The sequence below is a fragment of the Luteimonas sp. A501 genome (genome assembly GCF_054052085.1).
On record NZ_JBSVRI010000003.1, the window covers coordinates 149,776 to 174,246 of the forward strand.

Sequence of the window (24,471 nt, forward strand, 5' to 3'; positions counted from 1 at the left end):
GCGGTGGACGCAGTTCGACGGGTGCGCGCCTTGCGCGCGCCGCGCTCAGCCGTGGCCAAGGGCCACCTTCATCAGCTCCGGCAGGGAGCGGACGCCCAATTTGCTCATCATGTTGGCCCTGTGCAGTTCCACGGTCTTGATGCTGATGCCGAGGATGTCGGCGATGATCTTGTTTGGCTTGCTCGCCACCACCAGGTCAAGCACCTGGCGCTCGCGCGGGCTGAGCTTGGCCAGCAGTTCATTGGCCATGCCGCCGACCGCCGCGCGGTTGCGCGCATTGGCCAGGGCGGTGCGCAACGCGTTCACCAGCGCATCCTCGGAGAATGGTTTTTCAAGGAAGTTGGCCGCGCCCTTGCGCATCGCCTCGACCGCAAGCGGCACGTCCCCGTGCGCGGTCACGAACACCAGCGGCAGCTTGATGCCGCGTCGGATCAGCTCTTCCTGCAGCTGCAGGCCGCTCATCTCCGGCATGCGCATGTCCGATACCAGGCATTCGCTGGCGTCGCCGTGGCGATCGCCCGCATAGGCTTCCAGGAACGCCGGGCCCGAAGCAAAGGCTTCGACCTCGAAGCCTGCGGTTTCCAGCAGCCACGCGGTTGAATCGCGGAAACCGTCGTTGTCGTCCACCAGGTAGACGCGTGTCACCGTCATTGCCTATCCCCTCCCTTCCGCGGGCGGCAGGGTGAAGCCGAACATGCTGCCACCGCCCTCGCGCGGCTCGAAGAACAGCCGCCCTTCGTGGTATTCGATGATCGAGCGACAGATCGCCAAGCCGATGCCCAGGCCGTCGCTCTTGGTGGTGAAGAAGGGCGAGAACAGCTGTGCGCCCTGCTCTTCGCTCAGGCCTTCGCCGCGGTCGCAGACCCGGACCTCGACCTCGCCGTCGAGGTTCACGCGGCCCTCGATGCGCAGGCCGCGGCTCTGCGCCGGCACCTCGCGCATGGCTTCGATCGCGTTCTTGACCAGGTTCAACAGCACCTGCTCCACCATCACCCGGTCGGCGTAGACCGCGGGCAGGCGGGGCGCGAGCGCCAGTTCGATGCGCAGCTGCAGGCGCTCGGCCTCCAGGCGCAGCAGCTCGACCACGGTGTGGGTGATCTCGACCACGTCGTGGGCATCGCGGCGCGGCTCACGCGCGCGCACGAATTCGCGGACCCGGGAAATCACCGCCGCGGCGTGCTCGGCCTGGGTGCGCGCCGCGACCAGGGCGCGCTCGACCTGCACCGGGCCGCCGGCCTGGCCCACCAGGCGGAGGCTGCCGTTCAAGTAGTTCACGATCGCCGCCAGCGGCTGGTTGAGCTCGTGCGCCAAGGTGGCGGCCATCTCGCCGACCGACATCAGCCGCGAGGTGAACAGCAGTTTCTCCTGCTGGCTCTTGTGCGAATCCAGGGCTTCGATGCGTGCGCTGATGTCGACCGCGGTGAGCAGGTCGATTGCCGAGCCACCGACGCTGGCCGTGCCCCAGTGCAGCGCGTACCAGCGGTTGCTGTGGGGGGCGTTGACCTCGCGCGGGGAGCTTGCGGCATCGTCGTCGTCGCCGTCCGCGAGCGCTGCCAGCAGGTGCGCGCGGTCGTCATGCCCGGCCAGGCCGGAGAACGCCTCGCGGTAGCCGGCGTTCGCGGCAACCAGCGTTCCGCTGCCTTGTGCGAACGCGGCGCAGGGAAAAGGGATGGCCTCGAGCATCGCCGCCACGGCGGCCTCGTCCCCGGCCTGCGTCCGCGCGCGGACACCGGTGGCCGTCCCCTTCGCAGGCGTCACGCAGCAACCTGCGCGATGCGCGCCGCAGTCCCGCTGCGGTAGGCTGCCGGCGCGCTGTCCGCGCGACCCTCAAGGCGAGTGCGTTTCCCCATGTTCAAGCGATCCCTGATTGCCATTACCACCATCCTGTCCCTCGCAAGTGGCACCGTGATGTCGGCCGAGGCCGTCTCCGATGCGCCGGCCCCGACGTCGTTCGTCGCGGAGCTGCTCGCCATCCTGCTGCCCCTGGCCTTCATCATCATCGGCCTGCTGCTTGTGCTGCGCCTCATCCGGCGCCGCCACGGAATGACCGGTCCCGATGCGCCGCTGTCGATCCTGCAGATTATTCCGCTGGGACCGCGTGAACGCCTGGTGCTGGTCAAGGCGCGATCCGGTCGCGTGTTTACCGTGGGTGTCAGTGCGCAAAGCGTGAACTTCGTCACTGAACTCACGGCCGGTGATGTCCTTGTTCCCGGAAAGGGCGGAACCGGTTCCGAATGAATGCGACGGCGGTCACGCAATTGCTGTTACCGCAAAATTTCCGTTTGATTACAGGTGCCTGCAACGACCTCCGTGAATTTTGCCGACGAGCGAGGTGCGCGGGCCGATTAAAAATTTCCTTGATTGCGCTTGCACTGAGACTATCGTAATTTGCCACAAAGTGACGCATGGGGGCAGCGCTTGATTCGCAAGGCAAATCACGTGGCGGGCGGGTCGCAGGGAGGTGGCATTGCCACCATTCCTGCGCGCGGCGTGAGGCTCGGAACAGCATGCGCGCGCTGATCCAGAACCTCTTCGCGGCGCCGGCCAACACCAAGCGCGCACGCTTGGGTTACAGCGACATCGTGCTTGCCGTCGCCGCGGTGCTGATCATCAGCGTGATGATCCTGCCGCTGCCGCTGGTGGTGATCGATGCGCTGGTGGCGGTCAACATCTCGATTGGCTTCGGCCTGCTGCTGCTGGCGATCTACATCCCCACGCCGGTGGCGTTCTCCAGCTTCCCCAGCGTGCTGTTGCTGACCACGCTGTTCCGGCTGGCGCTGTCGATCGCGATCACCCGTTCGATCCTGCTCGATGCCGAAGGCGGCCACATCGTGGAGACCTTCGGCAGCCTGGTCGCCGGCGGCAACCTGGTGGTCGGCCTGGTGGTGTTCATGATCATCACCGTGGTCCAGTTCATCGTGATCGCGAAGGGCGCCGAGCGCGTGGCCGAGGTCTCGGCGCGCTTCACGCTCGACGCCATGCCCGGCAAGCAGCTGTCAATCGACTCCGACCTGCGCTCGGGGCTGATCGACAAGGACGAGGCCCGCAGCAAGCGGCGCCTGCTGGAAAGCGAAAGCCAGCTGCACGGCGCGCTCGACGGCGCGATGAAGTTCGTCAAGGGCGATGCCATCGCCGGCATCGTCATCATCATCATCAACCTGCTGGGCGGCCTGGCGATCGGCGTCATGCAGCGCGACATGGCGCTGGCCGATGCCACCCATACCTACAGCATCCTGACCATCGGCGACGGCCTGGTCTCGCAGATCCCGGCCATCCTCGCCACCATCGCGGCGGGGCTGGTGGTCACCCGCACCACCGGCGAGGTCGACGACAAGCACCTCGGCGCCGCCATCGGCCGCCAGGTCAGCGGCCAGCCGCGGGTGATGCTGATCACCGGCATCCTGGCGTTGCTGATGATGCTCGTGCCCGGCTTTCCGAAGCTGGTGTTCCTCGCACTGGGCCTGACCCTGATAGGAATGAGCGCATGGCGCTACCGCCACGGTTTCCAGATCCTGCGCCGCGCGTTCCGCGTGCCGGAGGGCGAGGTCGCCGAGGCCGATCTCCCGGCCCAGCTCGACGACCTTGCTCCGCCCGCGCCGCTGCAGCTCGACCTGTCCCCGGACCTGGCTCCCATGCAGGACGCGCTGTTGTCGCGGGTCTCGGCGATGGCGCAGGGCATGCGCGACGAGTTCGGCGTGCCCGTGCCGGCGCCGAAGCTGCGCCTGGTCGGTGGCCTGGGTGAAGGTGGCTACAGGCTGAGCGCGTTCGGCGCGCGCCTGGCGTCCGGGCAGCTGCGGACCGATGCGGCATTCCGGCGTGCGGCCGTTGCCGGCGATGGCGGTCGCCAAGCCGGATTCTTCCCGGCCATGCCTGGTGAGTGGGTCGCGGCAGGCACCGAGGGTGCGCTGGGTGCTGAGGACCTGCTGGCCGCGCATGCGCGTGGTGCGCTGCAGCGCAGGCTGGGTGGTTTCATCGGGATCCAGGAAACCGCGAACCTGTTCGCGCGCATGCAGCGCGACTATCCGGACCTGGTGAAGGAAATGCTGCGCGTGGTCGCGCCGCAGCGGGTAGCGGACGTACTGCGCCGGCTCGCCGAAGAAGGCGTGCCGATCCGCAACCTGCGCGATGTGTTCGAGGCGATCACCGACGTCGGTGGCCGCGAGAAGGACGTGGTGCTGCTGACGGAATACGTGCGGGTCGCGCTCAAGCGCGAGATCGCCGAACGCCACGCCGATGCCGAGCGCACGCTGCACGTGCTGCTGATCCATCCCGAGCTCGAGGACAAGCTGCGCCAGTCGGTGCGCGTGGCCGGCGGTGCCAGCCAGCTTGCGATTTCGCCGGAGCTGGCCGCGCGACTGGGCAGCGAGGTGCGCGCGCACCTGGCGCGGCAGTCGGCCGGCGTGCGCCCGGCGCTGCTGTGTTCGCTGGACGTGCGCAGGCACCTGCGCAAGCTGATGGAAGTCGATTTCTTCGAGGTCCCGGTACTGTCGTACCAGGAGCTCGCGCCGGACCTGCGCATCGTGCAGGCGGGGCAGGTCAACGCATGAGTCGCGAAGGCTTCACCGCAAGGTAACGGGGCTGCTGCAGGATTCAATACATTCGGAGGACGGCATGGGCGGTACTGGCAAGGACATCGACGTGGAGGCAGCGGAAGACCGCGGCATCGTGCTGCGCGTCGTTTCGGGCCTGCATGCCGGCGCCGAGCGTGACCTTGCCGGTGGCGAGATGATCCTCATCGGCAGCGGCGACGACTGCGACATGGTCCTTGCCGATGCCGGCGTTGCCGCGCACCACGCGCTGTTGAGCTTCGTCGACGGTCGCTTCTCGCTGCGTGCGCTGGACGCGCCGCTGCACGTGGGTGCGGCGATGGTCCATCCCGGCGATCCGGTCGAACTCGACCGCGTGCAGCGCGTGGGCGTCGGCGAGGCCGCGATCGCCTTCGGTGCAATGGACGATGGTGGCTGGGAGCGGCTGGTACCCGGCGGACTGGGTCCGCGCGCGGCGCCGGAGCCGGCGGATCGTCCCTGGCTGCGCCGGCTTCCGGCCGTCGCGGCGGTCGCGGTGCTGTCCCTGGCGTCGTTGGCGATCTTCGCCACGGTCATGCCGCAGCGCCAGGAAGCGCCCGACCCGCGTGAACAGCTCCAGCGCCTGGTGCCCGAGTACGGCATCGATGGCGGGCAGGCCGGTACCGATCTGCGGGGCCGGCTGGTGCTGACCGGAACGGTTCCCGATACCGCCACCCGCGAGCGCATCGCCCGGCGTATCGCCGACGACGGCATCGAGGCCAGGCTTGAACTGCGTACCGGCGACGACATCGCCGGCGACGTCGCCGAGATCCTGCGCGGCCAGGGCATCACGGCGCACACCCGCTACCTGGGCAACGGCGATGTCGAAGTCAGGGGCGCTTTCGAAGACGAAGCCGCCCTGCAGGCCGCCTCCTTCTCCCGCGCGATGCGCGAGGTGAGTGGCGTGGTCCGGGTCATCCCCGTCAACGTGTCCGAGCGCGCCACCGCCAGCCGCCAGCAGCCGGCGGTGCCGGCCAAGCCGGCGCGGATCCGGGTCGCTGCGATCGTGCGCGGCGACGAGCCGCACGTGGTGTCGGGCAAGGGCGACCGCTATCTGGTCGGCGCGGATTTGCCAGGCATCGGCACCCTGGTATCGATCACCGACAACAGCGCGCACGTGCTGCTCCCGGATGGCAACCTCGAACGGATCAAGGTCGAGGCTCCGAAGGAGGACGAGCGCGAGTCCGAGGATTTTTCAAATGTCCGCAGCGAGGCCACGCCACTGCGGATGTAACACCCGTTGCGGGCATGAAGCCCGCGGCGTCACCAGTCACACAACCGAAAGGGAAAGGAGAGAACCATGACCAATATCAGTGCAGGTGCGCCCGGTCTGGGCCAGTTCATCGCAGGGGCGGCCGCGAATGGCGGTGCCGGCATCCGTGGCGGTTCGTCCGCCGGGGACCGCGGCAGCTGGTACGAGGCGATGTCCCGCGCATGGGGGCAGACGCTCGACTCGCAGGCCTCCGTCATCACCGACATGTCGGCCAACATCAGCAGCGGCAGCGACCAGCCTTCGGACATGGTCCAGCTGACGGCTGCGAGCCTGAAGATGCAGTTCATGTCGAACAACGCCGCGACCTCGCAGAACAGCGTGGGCCAGGCGCTCGAGACGCTCGGCAAGCGAGGCTAAGCGCGAAAGCGCGGGAGGACGACATGATCGAAGCTATCCAGGTGGCGGCCATGGACCCGGCGATGGCCGGCCAGGCCGGCATGCAGGGCGCCGGCGGGGCCGGCGGCCAGCAGGCCACGCCGTACGACGTCCGCGACTTCGCGGCCGCTCTCGAACGCACCGGGGGCGTTTCGCCCCAGCAACAGGCGGCACCGGTGGATCTCACGCCGGCGCAGCCCTCCGAGGGCACGCGCGCGCTGATCGGGGCCATCAACAACCTCAACGCAGGTGCCGAGAACATCAATGCGCTGTCGCAGAGCATGAGCGGCAACATCGCTGAGCTCACGCCCGGACAGATGATGGAAATGACCATGAAGTGCCATCAGTTCCTGTTCCAGGCCGAGCTGACCTCGAACGTCGCGAACCGCACTTCGGACGGCATCTCGCAGCTGTTCCGGCAGCAGTCCTGACCGGAGGGAGCACTCCATGAGGTTCCATCAACGGCTGCGGCCGCTGCGTGCGGTCCTGTTCGCGCTGGCGGCAGCGGCCCTGCTTGCCGCTTGCGGGGGCAAGCCGCTTTACAGCCAGCTCGACGAGAACCAGGCCAACCAGATCATGGGCGTGCTTATCGCGTCGGGCATCGACGCCGACAAGAACCCGTCGCCGTCGAAGGTTGGCTGGGAAGTGCGCGTGGCCCCATCCGACTTCCCGTACGCGATGCAGCTGCTTGGCGCGCACGGCCTGCCGCGCGCGCAGTTCGCCAATACCTGCGACGTGTTCAAGAAGGAAGGCTTCGCGTCCTCGTCCACCGAGGAGCGTGGGCGCGAGCAGTGCAGCCTGCAGCAGGAGCTTGCCGATACGCTCACCCGCTTCCCGGGCGTGGTCGATGCGCGCGTGCACGTGACCCTGGCCGAGCGTGATCCGCTGGGCGGGTCCAGCCAGGATTCGTCGGCCTCGGTGGCGATCTTCGAGCAGGCTGGCACCAGCGCGCGTGACCGTGAAGCCGACATCAAGCTGCTGATCAAGGATGCGGTGCCCGGACTGATCGACATCAACAAGGTCACGGTGAAATTTGCCGAAGCACCGCCGCTGCCGCCGGCCAGGCCGCAGGGCCCGGCGCTGTCGTCGATCAGCCCGCTTACGCTGGCAATCGCCGCCGGCGTTGTGCTCCTGCTTGGCCTGCTGGTCGCGTTCTGGGGCCGGGTGCGTGCCGTGGCGCAGCCGAAAAAGTCGTCGGACCAGGTCTGGAACGGCTGAGGCATGTCGCTCCGGGCACTGCTGGTCGAGGTCGATCCCGCGTGGCTTGAGCATGCTGGCACGCCGCTGGACGCGGAGTTGGCGGAGCGGGCAGGCAAGTCGGCGCTGGGCCGGCGCCTGCTCGGCGCATGGCTGGCCGAAGGGCCGGCGTCATCGCTGTTGGCACCCGATCCGGTGCGCGATCCCGACGCCGTCCGCCGCCGCTGGGCGCGTGCGCGACTGGACGCGCTGTGTCGCGACATCGGCATCCTGGCGCACGCGCCCCCCATCCGCGCCGAGGTTCGCCGGGAGCCGGTGCGGCGGCTGAGGGCGGCGCTGGGCAACAGCTACATGCTGGCGCTGGACCGCAGCGTGTGGGACGGGGTGCTGCCGCCTGACCGGCAGCGGGCGCTGGTTGCCGACTTCGATCACGCCCTGGCTGATGCCATGGCGAGCGATGACGCGGCACCGCTGTTCGCGATCTTCGACCGCCAGGGGCGTGCCGAACTGCGCGGCTGGGCACGCCGTCGCGACCCGGCGCTGGCCGACTGGTGCCGCCTGCTGCATCCGCCCGATGACGAATTGCCGCCGCACCTGCCGGAAAAGCCGGTGCTGCGGGTCTATACCCACCACGAATCACGCGCCGCCTGACGCGCGCTCCGGAGTCCCATGAACGCCGAAGCCAGTTCCAACGCCACCTCGCCACGCGCGCGAACCGCCGGGCCTGCGTCCGCAAGCGGTGGGGTGGCGGTGTTCGAGCAGCGCGCGTTCACGCGCTCGCTCGGGGCCAGCGTGGTTCCGGCCACGGCCTGGTCCAGGCTGGCCGAGCTGGATGCGCTGCTTGAGCGCGTCAATCGCCTGTACGAGGAGGGCGTCAACGACATCGCGCGGGCCCGCGAACGGGGCCACGCCGAGGGCTTTGCCGAGGGCCTGGCCGAGGCCAAGCTGCAGATGACCGAGCAGCTTGCATCGCTCAACGAACGTCGGGCGCGTGTGCTCGGCGAGGCGGGCGGGCGCATCACCGAGCTGGCCTGTGCGATCGTCGACCGGATCGCGCCCGGCTTCGACGCGCGCACGGTGGTGCCGCCGCTGGTGATGCAGGCGGTCGAAGCCGCGCAGGCCGAACAGTTCCTGCTCATCCGCGTGCATCCCAGCGTGCGGCAGGAAGTGACCGCAGGGCTGGGCGCGGTGCGCCAGGCGCATCCAGCGGTTGGGGTCATCGAACTGGTCGACGACCCCAGCCTGGAGCCGACCAGCTGCGTGGTGGTGTCGGAGGCCGGCGAAGTCCGCGCCGGCGTCGCCCAGCAGATCGAAGCCATCCGGACCGCCCTGGCCGGCAGCGCGGCGCAGCCGGGACCACCGGCATGAGCGCCACCGCGCCAGCGCCGTTCACCGGCACGGCCGGGGATCCGGATCCGCTGCTGCATGCGCTGGCGCGGGTCCAGTCGATCGAGCGCGTGGGTCGCGTTGCCGAGGCCTACGGCACCCTGATCCGAGCCACCGGGCTCAAGGCGTCGATCGGTGAACTCTGCGAATTGCGCAATCCGCGTGGCGAAGGCGACGCGTCATTCCGCCTGGCTGCCGAGGTGGTCGGCGTGTCGAAGCAGCTCACGCTGCTGACGCCGCTGGGCGCGCTTGACGGCATTTCGGCGACTACCGAGGTCTACGCCAGCGGTCGCCAGGCGGCGGTGCGCGTCGGCCCGGGCCTGCTCGGTCGCGTCCTCGATGCCCACGGCGAGCCCATCGACGACCTCGGGCCGGTGGGACGCACGGTCGACGCGCCGATCTATGCCGCGTCGCCGAACCCGTTGGCACGCAAGCTGATCGAGCGCCCCTTCTCCACCGGCGTGCGCGCCATCGACGCCACCATGACCGCGGGCGAAGGCCAGCGCATCGGCATCTTCGCCGTTGCCGGTGGCGGCAAGAGCACGCTCCTGGGCATGCTTGCGCGCGGCGGCGACGCCGACGTCAACGTCATCGTCCTGGTCGGCGAGCGCGGTCGCGAGGTCAATGAATTCATCCACGACAACCTGGGTCCGGAAGGCCTCGCGAAGTCGGTGGTGGTGGTCGCGACCTCCGACCGGCCTGCGCTCGAACGCAGCCGCGCGGCCTGGGTCGGCACCGCCATCGCCGAACACTTCCGCGACCAGGGCAAGCGCGTGCTGCTGCTGGTCGATTCGGTGACCCGCTTCGCGCGCGCGCTGCGCGACGTCGGCCTGGCGGTCGGCGAGCCGCCGGCGCGGCGTGGCTTCCCGCCGTCGGTGTTCAGCGCCCTGCCGCGCCTGTTCGAGCGCGCCGGCAACAACGACAAGGGTTCGATCACCGCGTTCTACACCGTGCTTGCCGAAGACGAGGACGGCGGCGACCCCATCGTCGAAGAAGTGCGCTCGATCCTCGACGGCCATATCGTGCTGTCGCGCAAGCTCGCTGCGGCGTACCACTATCCCGCCATCGACGTGCTGGTCAGCCTCAGCCGCACCATGCCGCGCGTGGTCGACCAGCCCCACCTGCGCGCCGCCGGGCAGCTGCGCAAGCTCCTGGCCAAGTACCAGGACATCGAGTTGCTGATCCAGCTCGGCGAATACAAGCGCGGCACCGATCCCGACGCGGACGCTGCGATCGAGAAGATCGGGCCGATCCGCAAGCTGCTGCAGCAGTCGTCGCAGGAGCTGGTGCCGTTCGAGCAGTCGGCCGCCGCGATCCGGACGATGTTCCCGTGAAGCGCTATCCGCTGCAGACCCTGGTCCGGCTGCGCGAACACCGCACCGAGGCCGCGCGCCAGCAGGTGCTCGAGCGCCAGCGCGAGGCCCAGGCCTGTCGCGACGCGTGCCTGAAGGTCGAAGGCGAAATCGCCGCGCTGGGCCTCGAGCAGAAGCGGCACCGTGCGCGGATGCTCGATCCGCCGCCGCCGGGCGTGCCATGGGCGAGTGCGCTGGCGCAGCGCGAGGCGCATATCGACCTGCTGGGCGAACAGGCGGAAGCCGCTCGCCAGCGCCTGTTGAAGGCGCAGGAAGTCCTGCGCGCCGCCGAAGCCGCGGTCGCGGCAGCCCGCACCGCGTTCTTCCGTGCCCAGGCGCGGCTGGACGCGCTGCAGAAGCGCCGCGAAGTATGGCGCGGCGAGCAGACCGTGCTTGAAGTGCGCGAGGAAGAAAATGCAGCGGAAGACCTGCTGCAGGCGCGCCATCTGGCGGGTGCCTGAGTGAATGGAGAACCATGATGTCGATTGAGCGCAGCAGCCAGAGTTCCGCCGCAGATGCCGCGCGTGCGCGCGAAGGCACGCCCGAGGCCCGTGAGCGGCCGCCTGCCAATCGCGAGCAGAGCGATCGTTTCCGTGATGCCCTGGATCATGCCCGCCAGGGCGTGCAACAGCAGTCGCAGCGCATGGGCGAGGCACGAATGGACGGGGCCGGTGAGGCGGAGGGTGCGGAGCTGCACCAGTCGGCCACCGAGGATGCCGTGCACCGTGCCGGCGAGCGCGGCCGTGGCGGCGACGGCGGGGGACGCGATGGCGGCTCCGATGCGGAAATGAAACAGCTCGACCCGGCGATGCTGTGGCAGGCGCAGCACGCGCTTCGCGGTGATGCGCCGACAGCCATGCCGGCACCGGTGGGCGCGGGCAATGCCGTGCTTGAGCTGATCGAACGCCACGTCCGCCAGCTTGCCGTGGCCGGCGGTGCCAACGACGCCCGCGGCGATGGACAAGTATTGCTGCGCATGTCGGACGCCACGCTTCCCGGCACCGACCTGCTGTTGAGCCGCGAAGGTGGCGGCTGGGTCCTGCGTGCCGATGTGCATTCACGTGGCAGCTACGACGCGATCCAGGATGCCGCGCCCGAGTTGATGAAGCGCTTCGCCGAGCGCAACCTCGGCAGCCTGCGCGTCGAGCCGCACTACCACGGCTGAAGCCATGCGGGTCGCGCGCCATGGCCTGCGCCCGGATGTGTCCTTCAGGGCCGGCCCCGGGCCCTTCGGGGTTGTATGCCCTGCCACTCCTCGCGCCGAAGCCGCATCCGCAGAGCGGTCCGGCCGAACTGCTCGGTGGTGCCGTCCGGCCGGAAGCCCAGGCGGGCAAGTACCGGCGGAACCGAACGGTTGCCGGGATCGCATAGCCCGATGAGCGCCGGCAGGCCGAGCGTCGCAAAGGCGTGTTGGCACAGCGGGGCGGTGCCTTCCAGCACGTGCCCGCGCCCCCAGGTGCGCGGCAGCAAACGGGCGCCGATCTCGACCTCATCGTCGGAGAATTGGGCCATGAGCGAGAAGAAGCCCACGAAACCAGCTGCGTCATCCGCGCGCCACACGCCGAGCCCGGGCTTTTCCCGATACACCTGGCGGGCGGTCTCGACCAGCGCGCATGCCGACACGATGTCATCGACCGGTGCGTCGAGCAGCGCGCGCGACACCCGGGGGTCCCGCCCGAGGCGCTGCAGGTCGAAGACGTCGCCGTGGCGCAAGCCGCGCAGCACCATGCGCCGGGTACGCAGGAATTCGTCGTCTGGCGCGTCCGTCATGGCTGGAGTATGTGGCAGACGCCACCGGTGCGGACCCGGGCCAGCCCTAGGTGGGGTACGCACCAGCTAGGCGTGGTGTGCCAGGTGCGGAAACTGGTCGCCGTGCCCGGACAGTCCGGGCCGCCAAATTCCCTACTAACTGAGGACATGGATATGGGCAGTCAAATTGGATCAGTGGTCGGCAGCCTGGTCGGTACGTATTTCGGCGGTCCGCTCGGTGCGGCAATCGGCCAGCAGCTCGGCTCGTGGCTCGGTGGCGTGCTCGGCAGCGAAATGAGCGATGCCGTCGGCTTCAACCTCGATACCGTGTTCAATGCGGCCTACTCCAATGGCTTCGATCTCGGCCTCGGGAACGGTTGACGCATGTCCATGGACGGCGCACCGCCGAAAACCCGCGAAGAGCTGGTTGAACGCCTCGCAGACCTGCGCGGGCAGGGCGTGCTCGATACCGGCGAGGAGTCACGCCTGCTCCAGCAGTTCGATGAAATGCTGCGCGACGTGAACGAAGAGAAGGCGCAGCTCAAGCCGGAATACCAGCGTCGGGTGGAAGCCGACGGGCTCGACTCCGCCAACGAGTGGCTGCGCGAAGTTGCCACGGAACTCGGGCGTCGCCACGGCGAAGCCACCCGCGCCATCACCGACCAGCTTCGGGTCGTGACGGGCTGAGTACGACGCGGACAAGGCCGGCGGGTCGCGGCTCCTAGGGTCGCCCCCAGTTGTCGACACCGCCGCGCCGCGCGAAGCTTCAATCAACACGCTTCAACCCGCAACACGCTCCAACCCGACGCCTTCGAACCAACCGCAGGATCCGACCACGACCATGCAAGGCCAACCGCCACCGAGGAAGCTGTCCCGCCGAGCGCTGACGCCGGCCGAGCTGTTGGCCCGGAACGACGGCCAGGCGGGCAGCGAACGGGCCGCGGCTGGCGTTGGTGCGGACCAGGGCTCGATGGCCGGCCAGCAGGGCCTGCTGGACCAGTTCAAGGACATGCTGCAGCAGGAAGGCAGCCTCGGGTACGACGATCGGGACGAGTTGTCCCGCGTCTTCGAGCAGGCGCTGCAGGATTCCTCTTCGTCGTCGTCAGGGCTGGACGCTTTCGACACGGCGACCTGGCGTGACACCGTCGACATGCTCCTGCAGAGCGGACTCGTCGAACAGGATGAAGCCGACCATCTGGTCCGTTCGCTCAATGATGCGCTGGCACCACTGCAGCGGCGCGAATCCCGGCTGGCGATGGAATTCAGCCAGCGCGTCGAGGCCGAGGGCCAGGAAAAGGCGCTCGAGTGGTTTCGTGAAGCCAGCAAGGCCGAGCAGGAACCCGCCGCGGGCCAAGGCCCAGGCGCTGCAGCGCCGGACCGGACGATAGCGTCGCCGCTCCGTGGCGACACCGTGAATTCGAGGTCGAGGCGTCTCCGGGGGCCGCCGAAGCAGGGTTGGACCTGATCCATCCATCCCCGCACTACCCCTTGAAATTCCAAACGGAGAACAACCATGTCAGTCGACCTCAATTCCTTTGTTGCCAACGCCACCAGCATGCGTGAGGCCGAGGCCAAGCTTTCCTCCGCCCGTGGCGGCGGCTGGCTGATCGCCCTCGCCCAGGTGCTGGGCAAGATCGCCGACAAGATGGGCGAAGCGATCGTCGCCAAGGCCAAGGAGATCGATACCGCCGGCCCCGACGCCGACAACATCAACGAGCTCAACGCCGAGCTGACTGCCATGAGCCAGGTCTTCAAGATGTTCATGGAAGCCGCGAGCAGCGTGGTCAAGACCATCGGTGAAGGCAACGCCTCCATGGCCCGCAAGCAGTAAGCGGAAACCATCGGAAAAAGAACGCCCTGCTTCGGCAGGGCGTTTTTTTTTTTTCTTCTCCCGGTTGAGGGAGCTTTCGGATGATTGCTCCGGGAGGGTGCGCGCTGCCCGCCGTGGATGCAGGGGGATGCCCGCTCAGTCCCTGCAGACGGGCATCCTGCGCATCACGAGGGTGCCGCCGGCAGGGTCGGGAACCGGCCGCACCTCATATTCCACTTTCCTGCAGTCCTTCATGTCGGCATGGCGCCTGCGGGCGCGTGACGCGGGTGCCTGCATCGCGCCCGGCTGCTCGAGGTCGTAGCTGAACCGCATTTGCGTGCCCTGCGGCAAGCCTCCCGCGTTGGCTTCCAGCAGTTCGATGACGACGACCAGGTCGAGCGACGAGGGCGACACGTTGCCGGTGATGGTGAATGCCTGGGGTGCAGCCACGCCGCCGCCGGCAATGCGCCCGCCGGGTTCGATGTCGACACGGATATCGCCCATGACACCGCTCCAGCCACCGTCCCTGGTCGCCCTGCCGTCGACTTCGAGTCCGGCGTCGCCGCGTGGATCCACGATGGCGCCGATGACGCGGAGTTGCGTGCCGCCGCTTCCGTCGGGAATGAACCGCGCCGTGCCCTTGCCGTGTTCGTCGTAGGCGGTGCCGCCGGGCGGCGACACCAGTACTTCGACGCGGCCTTCGTATGGGGTCAAGGGGAACGGCAGCTTGGGGTCGCCGCCGCCGTGGCACGCGCCAGCGGCGAGAACGAAGGCGAACGGCAGGCAGTTGGTCACGGGGCGCATGGTGTCTCGTCGGAAGGTGCGGTCCAGCCGGTGCGGCGCCGTGCCGGCGACGCTCCCGGATCAATCCTGGCGACGCGAACCCAGCCTTCTCGCGAGCAGCCAGGCCACCGCGGCGCTGAGCAGGCCGAACAGCGCGAATCCGGCGGTGGACGTCCGCGCCGCAGTATCGCCCACGGCCCCCGCACCGACCGGCAGCAGCGCCACGATCGCGAACGCGACGCAGCCATAGGCGATGATCGCCAGCAGCCAGAACAGCCACTGCATCATGCCTTCACGCAGCTCGCGCTCCACGGCAGCCGGATCCCGGTTGGCAGTGGCCGTATTGCCCTGTGCACCCAGGGCCATGAGCAGCGTCGACAGCCCGCCGGGCAGTGCATGCACCGCCCGGCGCAGCCCCCGGCGATGGGGACCTTCGCCGGTATAGGTCCCCGCAATGTCGGTGCGTGCGATGACCTGTGCACGATCCGCCGCCGCCAGCGGATTTCCGCTTCGGGCGTCGGCAGCCTGGACCTGGGTGGCCGCCGGTGCCGCGGGCGCGGCGACCACCGTGCTGCCAGCGGCCAGCGCCGTGGCGCTCGCGGGTGCCGCCGTTGCCGCGGTCGTGGCACTTGCCGCCGCCGGCAAGGTGCTCGCGGCAAGGGTTGTTGGTGCGGCGGTAGCGCGCGGCGGCATTGCTACCCGCTCATTCCCGGCCGCGTCGGCACGCGGAGGCGCGATCTCGGCGCGCTGCGGTGCCGGCACCGACGGCTCGGCGCGCGCGGCCGGTGCGGCGGCATGCGCCAGCGGCACGGCCTGGTGTGCAGGTTCCGCGCGCGCCGGAGCCATGGCGAGCTGTGCGTGCTGCGCCACGGGTACCTGGGTTTGCGCGGCGTGCATCAGGCCGGCACCGGCATGGGTCGAAGCCGCGGCATGCGTCACCGCGACCATGGGCACGACGCTGTGCATCGCCCCGGGCGCCGCCGGCGCGCGCCCGGCGTGCTCGGGGTGCGCGACATTCACGCCCTGCCCGGGAGCAGGGTGGGCGGGCGCCGCCGCCTGTGCTGCCTGGGAGCCGGCCTGGCCCGGCACGTGGCCCGGCGGATGGCCGGTGTGCAGCGGAGGCAGCCCCAGCAGCTGTTGCGGTAGCCCGAGGACCTCCCGGAGCAGGCCTTGCCCCGGGTTGCCGTAGTGGCCGGGACCAGGGAGCCCCTGTCCGGGATGGCCATGGTGGGCGGGACCGGGGATGCCTTGGCCGGGGGGGCCGGGAATGCCGGGACCGGGAATGCCTTGGCCGGGATGGCCGGGAATGCCGGGACCGGGAATGCCTTGGCCGGGATGGCCGGGAATGCCGGGACCGGGGATGCCTAGTCCGGGGGGGCCGGGAATGCCAGGCCCGGGAATGCCTTGGCCTGGCTTGCCCTGACCGCCGCTGCTCCAACCCGGGAGCGCGCGTCCAGCACTCCCTCCCGGATCGCTGCCGAATCCGAGCGGAAAGCCGCCGCGATTGCCGCCGTGGAGCCCGGTATGGTTGGTCAACCAGCTCAAGTTGTGCGCGCCGGGCAGGAGCCCGGGACCCTTGGCGAGCGCGTTGTGGAGCGGGTTGACGGGAAGGATGGGCATCGCGCGCCTCATACTGGGCAGAAAACGGCATCAGGTGCCGCAGATGGATCGCCCCCAAGCCACCTTAGTCCGGTGCACGGGCTAAGGCACCCTCGGGTGGACCCGAGGTGGTCCGCGTCCGGCCTGGCTGTATCGCAGGCAAAAAAACGGGAGACCCGAGGTCTCCCGTGAAGCCGGCCTTGGCCGGAGGACTATGTTGTGGCGCGGACAGCCTACTCCCAGCCACTTCCTGATGCAATGCCTGAAATGTAGGCCGCTAAGTCATTGAAAATGTTACCGGTCGATCCGGAGCGCTTCGCGCTTCAGGGCACGCCGACTGGTGCGCGACTGCGTCCAGTCGTTGCCGAACGATGCCGGCTCCCAGGCACCGTAGGTCGGATTGGGCAGCATCCACCAGCGGTCGCCGAACCACCCGCGATGTTCGCCGTGCTGCGCGGCGTGTTGCTGCGGGGTATTCGCGGTGACCTGCACGAAGTCGCCGAGCTGGTCGCCGAACTGCATCAGGACCCGATGGCTGCGCCCGACCGCCTGGCGGCGGCAGGTCTTGCCGGAACCGGCCTGCTCGCAGCCGGGCACCTGCATCCCCTGGCCGAGGAAGACGTCCTCGTGCTGTACCGGCAGGCCTTCGCTGCGCAGGTTGGCGAGGGTGGCTTCGGTGAGCGTGGCGCTCCGGTTGGAGATGTAGAACACGGTGATGCCCTTCGCCGCTGCGGCGCGGGTGAAGGCGACCGCGCCCGGCACCGCGACCGCCCTGCGCTCCTCCACCCATGCGTCCCACGCGGGATCGGCGAACTCGGTGCCGTCGATCACCAGGCGCGCCTGGTAGGCGGAATTGTCGAGCACGGTCTCGTCGATATCGAGGATCACCGCGGGCGGCAGCGCAGCGGCATCCCCGGCCGCGGAGCGCTCGGCCGGGACCAGCGCATCCCACGACGGATCCGCGAGCGCGGCGTCCAGGCGTTCGGTGGCGGCGCGGAACACGGTTTCCGAGATCGCGCGGTATTCCACCGAGCGCTGCAGCCACAGCACCGCGTTGAGGTTGTCATCGGCCGGCACGGCATCGGGCGCGGGCGCGGCCGATGCGGCAGGGGAGCCGGATGCCGCGGGCGGCACGCTGGCGTCAGCGGCCAATGGGACGTGCCGGCATGCACCCAACGCCAGGGCGATGGCGAACAGGGCGGCGGTGCGTGAGACGGTCAAGCGCGGCTGGAGACGCATGGATGATTCCGGGTGCGGGACAGTCCCGGAGTCTATCCGGAACCCCACCGGTCCAAGGCGGGGGAGGGGTGGCTCAGCCTTCGAGCAGCGCCTTGATCGCGGCGAAGCCGACGTCGGCGCGCTCCTTCTTCCTTGCCGCGTCGACCACCGGGTCGGCGCCGTCGCGCTGCAGCTCGGCGGCCGGCAGTTCGTCGAGGAAGCGGCTCGGCACCAGCCGCAGGCGTTCGCCCCATCGCTGCGCCTCGCGTGCGTACGACAGCCACAGCTGTTCCTTGGCACGCGTGATGCCGACGTACAGCAGCCGGCGCTCTTCGTCGATGCGGCCCTCGTCGACGCTGGCCTCGTGCGGCAGGGTGTCGTCGTCCACGCCGACGATGAACACGTAGCGGAACTCGAGGCCCTTGGCCGCGTGCAGGCTCATCAGCCGCACCTGGTTGCCGGCGTCGCCCTTGTCGGCGTGGCTGAGGAGGGCGAGCGATGCTGCCAGCTCGCCCGGCCCTGCCCCGCCGCGTGCGCCGTCGAACCAGTCGGCGAGCTCGTCGAGGTTGCCGCGGCGGATGCGGAACATCTCCTCGGTCTTGCACTGCGCGCGAAGTGCGGCCAGCAGGCCCGAGCGTTCGTTGAGCGCACGCACCAGCTCCGCGGGCGTCAGCCGCGCGGCGTCGGCGCGCAGGCCACGGACCACGTCGGCGAAGCCGGAAAGCGCGCTCGCTGCGCGAGGGGCCAGCTGTTTGAGCAGGCCGACCGATTCGATCGCGCGCGACATCGGCATGCCGGCGTTGCGTGACAGCTCGGCGAGCTTCGCCAGCGTGGTCGCGCCGACGCCGCGCCCCGGCGACTGCACCGCGCGCAGGAAGGCCGAATCGTCGTCCGGGTTGGCCAGCATGCGCAGCCAGGCCAGCGCATCCTTGACCTCGCCCCGGTCCAGGAACGCCGTGCCGCCGGTCAGGTGATAGGGCACGCGCAGCATCTGCAGCGCCTTTTCCAGCGCGCGCGACTGGAACTTGCCGCGGAACAGGATGCAGAACTCGCTCCACTCGACCTGGCGCGCGGCCTGGATGAACTGGATTTCCGCGGCCACGCGCTCGGCCTCGTGCGCCGCGTCGCGGCACTCGAGGATCCGGATGCGTTCGCCGTCGGCCTGCGCGCTCCACAGCGTCTTCAGGTGTTCGTGCGGGTTGTTGGCGATCAGCGCGTTGGCTGCGCGCAGCACGCGGTTGGAGCAGCGGTAGTTCTGCTCCAGCTTGATGACCTTCAGCGCCGGGTAGTCGCGCGCCATCTGCGACAGGTTTTCCGGATTGGCGCCGCGCCAGGCGTAGATCGACTGGTCGTCGTCGCCCACGCAGGTGAAGTTGCCCGTGTCCCCGGCCAGCGCCTTGAGCAGCCGGTACTGGGCGTCGTTGGTGTCCTGGCATTCGTCCACCAGCAGGTAGCCGATGCGTTCGCGCCAGCCCAGCGCGCAATCGGCGTCGTTCTCGAGCAACTGCACCGGAAGCCGGATCAGGTCGTCGAAATCGACCGCGTTGAAGGCCGCCAGGCGCGCCTGGTAGAGCTCGTAGACCATCGCCGCGTCGTGCTCGGGCGTGGAACGCGCCAGCGCGCGCGCCTGTTCGGGCGAGAGCCCGCCGTTCTTGGCACGCGACACCAGGCCCTGCATCGCCTGGATGGCATCGGGCTTGGCGCCCGGCATCAGGTCCTTGAACTGGGCCAATGAGTCGTCGGAATCGAAGATCGAGAAGCCGCGGCGCAGGCCGGCGCGCTCGTGCTCGATCTGCAGCATGCGCAGCCCGAGCGCATGGAAGGTGCAGATGGTCAGCCCTTCGGTGGCGTCGCCGCGGATCCGCCGCGCCACGCGCTCGCGCATTTCCTTCGCCGACTTGTTGGTGAAGGTGATCGCGGCGATGCGTTTTGCGGGATAGCGCCCGGAATCGATCAGGTGCGCGATCTTTTCCACGATCACCCGGGTCTTGCCGCTGCCGGCGCCGGCAAGCACGAGCAGCGGGCCTTCGACGTGTGCGACGGCCGCGGATTGCTGGGGGTTGAGGCCGTGCATGGGGGCTCCTGGACGACCGTTGATTGTATCAACGGCGGCGGGACCGAACGCGTGGCGGGCCGCGCGCCGCCGTCGCGCGGGGCCTCGCGCTGCCGCTAGACTTCCACGATGGCCAAGCTCTACTTCTACTATTCGGCGATGAACGCCGGGAAGACCACCACCCTGCTGCAGTCCGCGCACAACTACCGCGAGCGCGGGATGCGTGTGCTGATCCTCGCGCCGGCGCTGGACCATCGCGCCGGCAGCGGCACCGTGGCCTCGCGGATAGGCCTGCAGGCCGAGGCCCTGGCATTCGCCCGCGGCGATGACCTGCAGGCCATCGTGCAGGCGGATATCACCGCACAGGGCCGGCTGCACTGCGTGCTGGTGGACGAGGCGCAGTTCCTGACCCGCCCGCAGGCCTGGCAGCTGTCGGAGGTGGTCGATGCGCTGGGCGTGCCGGTGCTCTGCTACGGCCTGCGCACGGACTTCCGTGGCGAGCTCTTCGAAGGCAGCCAGTACCTGCTGGCCTGGGCGGACGAGATCCAGGAGATCAAGACCATCTGCCACAGCGGCAGCAAGGCGACCATGACCGTGCGCGTCGACGACCAGGGGCGCGCCGTGCAGGACGGCCCCCAGGTCGAGATCGGCGGCAACGAGCGTTACGTCTCGGTCAGCCGCGCCGAATTCAAGCGCGTCGTGCGCGGCGAGGGGCGCATCGAACCCTCGCAGCCGTCGCTGCCATTGGCCTGACTCAGGCCGGCGGTGGAGGCGGTGGCGCGTCGCATCGCTGCCTCCAGCGCTGCAGATCGCGCGCCACCGCGCCGCCTTCGGGTCGCGCCATCGCCACCATCTGTTCGAGTGCGGTGAACACCGCCAGCGACTCCTCGCGACGCGGCCCGTGGCAGCGCAGCGCGGCGGCCGTGGCCCGCGCCCGCCAGGCGATCTTGCGCAGCTCGGTATCGCTCTCCGGCAGGGTGGCGAGATGGTCGAGCCGGGCCAGGGCGCCCTCGGTGCCGAGCTCGGCTTCCAGCTGCGCCAGGGCCAGCTCGGCATGCCGGACAACCGGGCGGGTGGCGCCGTAGGCCGCGCTGGTCAGTGCCACCGCGCGGCGGAGCGCCGCGAGACCATCCTGCGTCCGGCCGCGCGCGGCGTCGACCTCGCCGGCCAGGCGCAGGGTGATGCCCACCAGGCCGTGATCACTGCCGAAGCGTCCACGGCGCAGGCGCAGCGACTCCTCGAGCAGTTCCGCCGCGCGCGCCTGGTCGCCGGTTTCGTGGAGCACCAGTGCCTGGTTGAACAGGCCGCTGGCCAGCATCGCGTCGTTGCCGAGCTGCCGCCAGGTCGCATTCGCCTGCTCCAGGCCGGCGAGTGCCTCTTCGAAATCGCCGCGCTCCCAGGCCACGATCGCCAGGCTGCTCTGGTTGCGGGCCACGTCGCCGTGGGCAGGGCCCAGTCGCGAGACCAGCCAGGCGTGCGCATCGAGGAAGATCGCCTCGGCCTCTCCAAGCCGGCCGTTGTCCACCAGCAGCGCGGCCAGCTGGCGGCGCGCATCGACGGTCTCGCGGTGCTGCGGCCCGCGGACATCCAGCGCAAGCCCCAGGGCCTCGCGGCAGTCGGCTTCGGCCGCATGCAGGTCGCCCAGCTCGCGCTGCAGGGAGCAGGTCGCACGCAGGATGCCGATCGCCAGGGGATGCTGGGTGCCGAGGTGGTCGTGCAGCAGGTCGAGCGCAGCGCGCTGTTCGCGCAGGGCCAACGCACTTTCGCCCGCGGCCGCGCGCAGGATCGCGAGCTCGTGGAGACTCTCGACCACGCCGGCATCCTGCAGCGGATCACCGCGGCGGATCGCGAGTGCGCGCTGGAAGCCGGCGCGCGCCACGTCCAGTTCGCCGCTGTCGCGTTGGCAGCGTGCCCGCTGGGTATGGAAGTCGGCAGCCAGCTGTGGCAGTCGTTCCTGTTCGCGCAGGGCCAGGGCCTGCAGCGGTTGCATCACCGCGCGGCAGGCCCCGGGATCCCCAAGCAGGCGGCGGATGCGGCCCATGTCGATAGCGGCCTGCAGGGTCAGGCCGGGCGGCGGGTGTTCGATGCCGGCGATGATCGCCGCCTGGCGCTGCTGGAGTTCGAGGGCCTGGGAGTAGTCGCCCAGGCCCGTGCGCAGGCGGGCGATCACGCCCAGCAGTTCGGCCAGGGCCAGCGGTTGCTGGGCGAGCTCGACTTCGCCGCGACGCACGCCGTCGTCGAGGAGCCGATTCACGTCGATATGCGCGCCGCCGCGGGCGCTGCCGGCGTTCTCGAACAGCCCGACCATGAAGCTCTGCAGCGCGCGCGCACGGGTGGCCTGCTGCACCGCCTGCTGCGCCTGCCACGCCACCATCGCCAGCGCCGCAACCAGCACCGCCGCGGTCGCGGTCCCGATGACCAGGGCCCAGCGGTGGCGGCCGAGGTATTTGCGCGCGCGGTAGGCCACGCTCTGCGGGCGCGCGCGCACCGGCTTGCCGTCGAGGTGGCGGCGGATGTCCTGGGCCAGGGCCTCGACCGAGGGATAGCGGTGCTCGGGCTGCTTGGACAGCGCCTTGAGCACGATGTTGTCGAGGTCGCCGGCGATGCGGCGGGCGTCACGGCGCGCTAGCGCGCGGGACTGCGCGGTGGCGGAATCGCCGCCGGCACCCTGCTGCCGCGCGAGTGAAGGCCGCGATGGATCGGCGCTGAGGATCGCTTCTTCCCACTCCGCGTCACTCTTGCGCTTGAGCCGGTAGGGCTTGCAGCCCGACAGCATCTCGTACAGCACCACGCCCATCGAATAGACGTCGGTCATGGTGGTGACCGGCTCGCCGCGGATCTGCTCGGGCGCGGCGTAGTGCAGGGTGAAGGCGCGCACGCCGGTGCGCGTGCCCTCGGCGCCGACGTCGGGCGTGTCGAGCAGCTTGGCGATGCCGAAGTCGAGCAGGCGGACCTCGTCGAGCGGGGTCACGAGGATGTTGGAAGGCTTCAGGTCGCGGTGGACGATCAGATTGGCGTGGGCGTGGCTGACCGCCTCGCAGACCTGCAGGAACAGCCGCAGGCGCGCCTCCACGGTCGGCGCGCGCAGGCGACACCAGTCGGTGATGGGCTCGCCGTCGACGTATTCAAGCGCGAGATAGGGCTGCTGGTCGGCGCTGATGCCGGCGTCGAGCAGGCGCGCGATGTGCGCGTGCCCCAGGCGGGCCAGGATCTGCCGCTCGCGGGTGAAGCGCAGCCGCAGGTTGGGGTCGGCCAGCCCCGGCCGCAGCAGCTTCAGCGCCACCCGGCGCTGGTAGAGGCCGTCGGCACGGCTGGCCAGCCACACCTGGCCCATGCCGCCTTCGCCGAGCATGCGCTCCAGCCGGTAGGGACCGATCACCGCACCGCTGCGCGCCAGCGGCAGCTGCGAGACCACGGGTTCGGACAGGAAATCGTCCTGGCCCTCCTCGAGATCCAGCAGGCCTTCCAGGTCGTCGGCCTGCGCCGGGTCGTCCTCGCGCAGCGAAGCCAGGCTCTGCGCGCGCGCGTCGGGCCCGAGCTCGAGCAGGGCGTCGAGCAGCGGGGACAGGCGTTGCCAGCGATCGGGATCCATCAGCCGCGCGCGTGCCCGCCGGGCGCCCCGTCAGTCGGCTTTCAGCGAAGCCAGCAGGTACAGCCTCGCCTTCTGCCAGTCGCGGCGGATGCTGCGCTCCGAGCGCTCCAGCAGCTCGGCGATCTCGACCTCGGACAGGCCGCCGAAGTAGCGCAGTTCGACCACGTGGGCGAGCCGCTGGTCGACCGCGGCCAGGCGGGTGAGGGCGGTATCGAGCGCGAGCATGTCCTCGTCCAGGCGCAGGCCGCCCTCGAGGTCCTCGGGCAGGTCGGTGACCCGGTGCAGGTCGCCGCCTCGCTTCTGCGCCATGCGCTGGCGGGCGTAGTCGACCACCACGCTGCGCATGGCGGACGCGGCATAGGCGAAGAAATGGGCGCGGTCGTCGAACTGGGCCTCGCGGCGCCCGATCAGCTTGAGGTAGGCCTCGTGCACCAGGGCGGTGGCGTCGAGCGTCTGCCCGTACTGCCCGGCCAGCTGGCGCCGCGCCATGCTGTGCAGCTCCTGGTAGAGGGTGGCCAGCACGTTGTCGAGCGCGGCGCGGTCGCCGCCGCGGGCGGCATCGAGCAACAGCGTGATGTCTGCAGAGTCGACCATGGCACTCCCCCGTGACACCCGATCATAGCGCCTGTGATCAGCGCTGGCAGTTTCCGCACCAGACCGTGGCCCGCTGCGCGACCAACGCCTGGTTCAGCGGGCGGCCGCAGCGTGGGCAGGGCGCGCCGCCGCGGCCATAGACCGACAGCTCCTGCTCGAAGTAGCCCGGAGTGCCGTCGGGCGAGATGAAGTCGCGCAGCGTGGTGCCGCCCCTGACGATGGCCCGCGACAGCACCGCGCGGATTTCGGCGGCGATGGCGGCGTAGCGCTCCCGCGATATGCGGCCGGCCGCACGCAGCGGCGACACGCCTGCGGCGAACAGCGCCTCGGCGACGTAGATGTTGCCCACGCCCACCACCACCCGCTGGTCCATCAGGAAGGTCTTCACCGGCGCCCGGCGGCCGCGGCTGCGGGCGAACAGGTAGTCGCCATCGAAGGCGTCGCCCAGCGGCTCGGGGCCGAGGGCGGCAAGCAGCGGGTGCATGTCGCCGGGCGGCTGCCACAGCAGGCAGCCGAAGCGCCGGGGGTCGGTGAGGCGCAGCACGCGGGCGGCGCCCGTGGGGTCGGCGAGGGCGATGTCGACGTGGTCGTGCAGCCCGGCCGGCGTGTCCGCGGGCAGCACCCGCAGGCTGCCCGACATCCCGAGGTGAAGCAGGGCGCTGCCGGCGGCGGTGTCGAGCAGCAGGTACTTCGCGCGCCGGCGCACGGCGTCGATGCGCTGGCCCGGCAGCAGCTCGCCGACCTCGGGCGGGATCGGCCAGCGCAGGTCGGGCCGGCGCAGCAGCACGCCCTGCACGCGCGCGCCTTCCAGGTGCGGCGCCAGGCCGCGGCGGGTGGTCTCGACTTCGGGCAGTTCGGGCATGGAGGCAGCGTGGAGGCGCTCGTGCCCGCGCGCAAGCCGCGCGCGCGTGGCCGACGAACGTGA

At 70.0% G+C, this 24,471-nt stretch carries 26 protein-coding genes; 16 read left to right on the forward strand and 10 right to left on the reverse strand.

Annotation, left to right across the window (positions count from 1 at the left end; genetic code table 11):
* Window positions 1-45 precede the first annotated feature (45 nt).
* Both ACW7G5_RS10320 and ACW7G5_RS10325 read right to left on the reverse strand, forming a co-directional pair.
* Window positions 46-651 (reverse strand): response regulator transcription factor, encoded by a 606-nt coding sequence (locus ACW7G5_RS10320; RefSeq protein ID WP_457004230.1) that lies wholly within the window; start codon window positions 649-651, stop codon window positions 46-48.
* 3 nt (window positions 652-654) lie between these two features.
* Window positions 655-1,758, reverse strand: coding sequence for a sensor histidine kinase (locus ACW7G5_RS10325; RefSeq protein WP_457004232.1), 1,104 nt, complete (start codon window positions 1,756-1,758; stop codon window positions 655-657).
* Between the two features lie 90 nt (window positions 1,759-1,848).
* Between ACW7G5_RS10325 and ACW7G5_RS10330 the strand changes: the two genes are divergently transcribed.
* The 11 genes from ACW7G5_RS10330 (at window position 1,849) to ACW7G5_RS10380 (ending at window position 11,313) form a co-directional block, all read left to right on the forward strand.
* Window positions 1,849-2,238 (forward strand): flagellar biosynthetic protein FliO, encoded by a 390-nt coding sequence (locus tag ACW7G5_RS10330; protein WP_457004234.1) that lies wholly within the window; start codon window positions 1,849-1,851, stop codon window positions 2,236-2,238.
* 269 nt (window positions 2,239-2,507) lie between these two features.
* Window positions 2,508-4,547, forward strand: a complete 2,040-nt coding sequence (sctV, locus tag ACW7G5_RS10335; protein WP_457004236.1) for a type III secretion system export apparatus subunit SctV — start codon at window positions 2,508-2,510, stop codon at window positions 4,545-4,547.
* A gap of 64 nt (window positions 4,548-4,611) precedes the next feature.
* Window positions 4,612-5,799 (forward strand): FHA domain-containing protein, encoded by a 1,188-nt coding sequence (locus ACW7G5_RS10340; protein WP_457004238.1) that lies wholly within the window; start codon window positions 4,612-4,614, stop codon window positions 5,797-5,799.
* 66 nt (window positions 5,800-5,865) lie between these two features.
* Window positions 5,866-6,195, forward strand: coding sequence for a hypothetical protein (locus ACW7G5_RS10345; protein WP_457004240.1), 330 nt, complete (start codon window positions 5,866-5,868; stop codon window positions 6,193-6,195).
* Between the two features lie 23 nt (window positions 6,196-6,218).
* A complete protein-coding gene (locus ACW7G5_RS10350; protein WP_457004241.1) occupies window positions 6,219-6,644 on the forward strand; it encodes a hypothetical protein in 426 nt (141 codons plus the stop codon).
* 16 nt (window positions 6,645-6,660) lie between these two features.
* Complete coding sequence (locus ACW7G5_RS10355) at window positions 6,661-7,431, forward strand: hypothetical protein (RefSeq protein ID WP_457004243.1); 771 nt, start codon at window positions 6,661-6,663, stop codon at window positions 7,429-7,431.
* 3 nt (window positions 7,432-7,434) lie between these two features.
* Complete coding sequence (locus ACW7G5_RS10360; protein WP_457004244.1) at window positions 7,435-8,061, forward strand: hypothetical protein; 627 nt, start codon at window positions 7,435-7,437, stop codon at window positions 8,059-8,061.
* 18 nt (window positions 8,062-8,079) lie between these two features.
* On the forward strand, window positions 8,080-8,778 hold the full coding sequence (locus ACW7G5_RS10365) for a FliH/SctL family protein (protein ID WP_457004246.1): 699 nt from the start codon (window positions 8,080-8,082) through the stop codon (window positions 8,776-8,778).
* A complete protein-coding gene (locus ACW7G5_RS10370) occupies window positions 8,775-10,130 on the forward strand; it encodes a FliI/YscN family ATPase (protein WP_457004248.1) in 1,356 nt (451 codons plus the stop codon). The genes ACW7G5_RS10365 and ACW7G5_RS10370 overlap by 4 nt, the downstream gene beginning before the upstream one ends.
* Window positions 10,127-10,609 carry a hypothetical protein gene (locus ACW7G5_RS10375; protein WP_457004249.1) on the forward strand — a complete coding sequence of 161 codons (483 nt, stop codon included), beginning with the start codon at window positions 10,127-10,129 and terminating at the stop codon, window positions 10,607-10,609. Before ACW7G5_RS10370 ends, ACW7G5_RS10375 begins: the two co-directional genes overlap by 4 nt.
* A 17-nt stretch (window positions 10,610-10,626) precedes the next feature.
* Window positions 10,627-11,313: a hypothetical protein gene (locus ACW7G5_RS10380; protein WP_457004250.1), complete on the forward strand. Its 687-nt coding sequence runs from the start codon at window positions 10,627-10,629 to the stop codon at window positions 11,311-11,313.
* A gap of 44 nt (window positions 11,314-11,357) precedes the next feature.
* Here the strand turns inward: ACW7G5_RS10380 and ACW7G5_RS10385 are convergent, their stop codons facing one another.
* Window positions 11,358-11,918 (reverse strand): GNAT family N-acetyltransferase, encoded by a 561-nt coding sequence (locus tag ACW7G5_RS10385; RefSeq protein ID WP_457004251.1) that lies wholly within the window; start codon window positions 11,916-11,918, stop codon window positions 11,358-11,360.
* Window positions 11,919-12,071: 153 nt separating this feature from the next.
* Here ACW7G5_RS10385 and ACW7G5_RS10390 point away from each other — a divergent pair, with 153 nt between their 5' ends.
* The 4 genes from ACW7G5_RS10390 to ACW7G5_RS10405 all read left to right on the forward strand — a co-directional run bounded on the left by ACW7G5_RS10390 (window position 12,072) and on the right by ACW7G5_RS10405 (window position 13,728).
* A complete protein-coding gene (locus tag ACW7G5_RS10390) occupies window positions 12,072-12,278 on the forward strand; it encodes a glycine zipper domain-containing protein (protein ID WP_343254457.1) in 207 nt (68 codons plus the stop codon).
* 3 nt (window positions 12,279-12,281) lie between these two features.
* A complete protein-coding gene (locus ACW7G5_RS10395) occupies window positions 12,282-12,584 on the forward strand; it encodes a hypothetical protein (RefSeq protein WP_457004253.1) in 303 nt (100 codons plus the stop codon).
* A gap of 283 nt (window positions 12,585-12,867) precedes the next feature.
* Entirely contained in the window at window positions 12,868-13,362 is a 495-nt protein-coding gene (locus tag ACW7G5_RS10400) for a hypothetical protein (protein WP_457004255.1), read from the forward strand.
* Between the two features lie 48 nt (window positions 13,363-13,410).
* Complete coding sequence (locus tag ACW7G5_RS10405; protein ID WP_457004256.1) at window positions 13,411-13,728, forward strand: hypothetical protein; 318 nt, start codon at window positions 13,411-13,413, stop codon at window positions 13,726-13,728.
* A gap of 135 nt (window positions 13,729-13,863) precedes the next feature.
* On the opposite strand, the gene ACW7G5_RS10410 is transcribed toward ACW7G5_RS10405, so the two are convergent.
* From ACW7G5_RS10410 to ACW7G5_RS10425, 4 genes are all read right to left on the reverse strand, one after another.
* A complete protein-coding gene (locus ACW7G5_RS10410) occupies window positions 13,864-14,511 on the reverse strand; it encodes a hypothetical protein (RefSeq protein WP_457004258.1) in 648 nt (215 codons plus the stop codon).
* A 60-nt stretch (window positions 14,512-14,571) separates the two neighbouring features.
* Complete coding sequence (locus tag ACW7G5_RS10415; RefSeq protein WP_457004259.1) at window positions 14,572-16,110, reverse strand: hypothetical protein; 1,539 nt, start codon at window positions 16,108-16,110, stop codon at window positions 14,572-14,574.
* Between the two features lie 273 nt (window positions 16,111-16,383).
* Window positions 16,384-17,328 (reverse strand): 5'-nucleotidase, lipoprotein e(P4) family, encoded by a 945-nt coding sequence (locus ACW7G5_RS10420; protein WP_457004261.1) that lies wholly within the window; start codon window positions 17,326-17,328, stop codon window positions 16,384-16,386.
* Window positions 17,329-17,401: 73 nt separating this feature from the next.
* Window positions 17,402-19,381: a UvrD-helicase domain-containing protein gene (locus ACW7G5_RS10425; RefSeq protein ID WP_457004264.1), complete on the reverse strand. Its 1,980-nt coding sequence runs from the start codon at window positions 19,379-19,381 to the stop codon at window positions 17,402-17,404.
* A 108-nt stretch (window positions 19,382-19,489) separates the two neighbouring features.
* Between ACW7G5_RS10425 and ACW7G5_RS10430 the strand changes: the two genes are divergently transcribed.
* Window positions 19,490-20,113 carry a thymidine kinase gene (locus ACW7G5_RS10430; RefSeq protein WP_457004266.1) on the forward strand — a complete coding sequence of 208 codons (624 nt, stop codon included), beginning with the start codon at window positions 19,490-19,492 and terminating at the stop codon, window positions 20,111-20,113.
* 1 nt (window position 20,114) lies between these two features.
* Here ACW7G5_RS10430 and ACW7G5_RS10435 read toward each other — a convergent pair whose 3' ends face one another.
* Genes ACW7G5_RS10435 through mutM form a run of 3 tightly spaced genes read right to left on the reverse strand, consistent with a single transcriptional unit; the run spans window position 20,115 to window position 24,408 of the window.
* Window positions 20,115-22,952, reverse strand: a complete 2,838-nt coding sequence (locus ACW7G5_RS10435; RefSeq protein WP_457004268.1) for a protein kinase domain-containing protein — start codon at window positions 22,950-22,952, stop codon at window positions 20,115-20,117.
* Window positions 22,953-22,982: 30 nt separating this feature from the next.
* Entirely contained in the window at window positions 22,983-23,546 is a 564-nt protein-coding gene (locus ACW7G5_RS10440; RefSeq protein WP_457004270.1) for an ECF-type sigma factor, read from the reverse strand.
* 37 nt (window positions 23,547-23,583) lie between these two features.
* Window positions 23,584-24,408 (reverse strand): bifunctional DNA-formamidopyrimidine glycosylase/DNA-(apurinic or apyrimidinic site) lyase, encoded by an 825-nt coding sequence (mutM, locus tag ACW7G5_RS10445; protein WP_457004272.1) that lies wholly within the window; start codon window positions 24,406-24,408, stop codon window positions 23,584-23,586.
* Window positions 24,409-24,471: the final 63 nt, after the last annotated feature.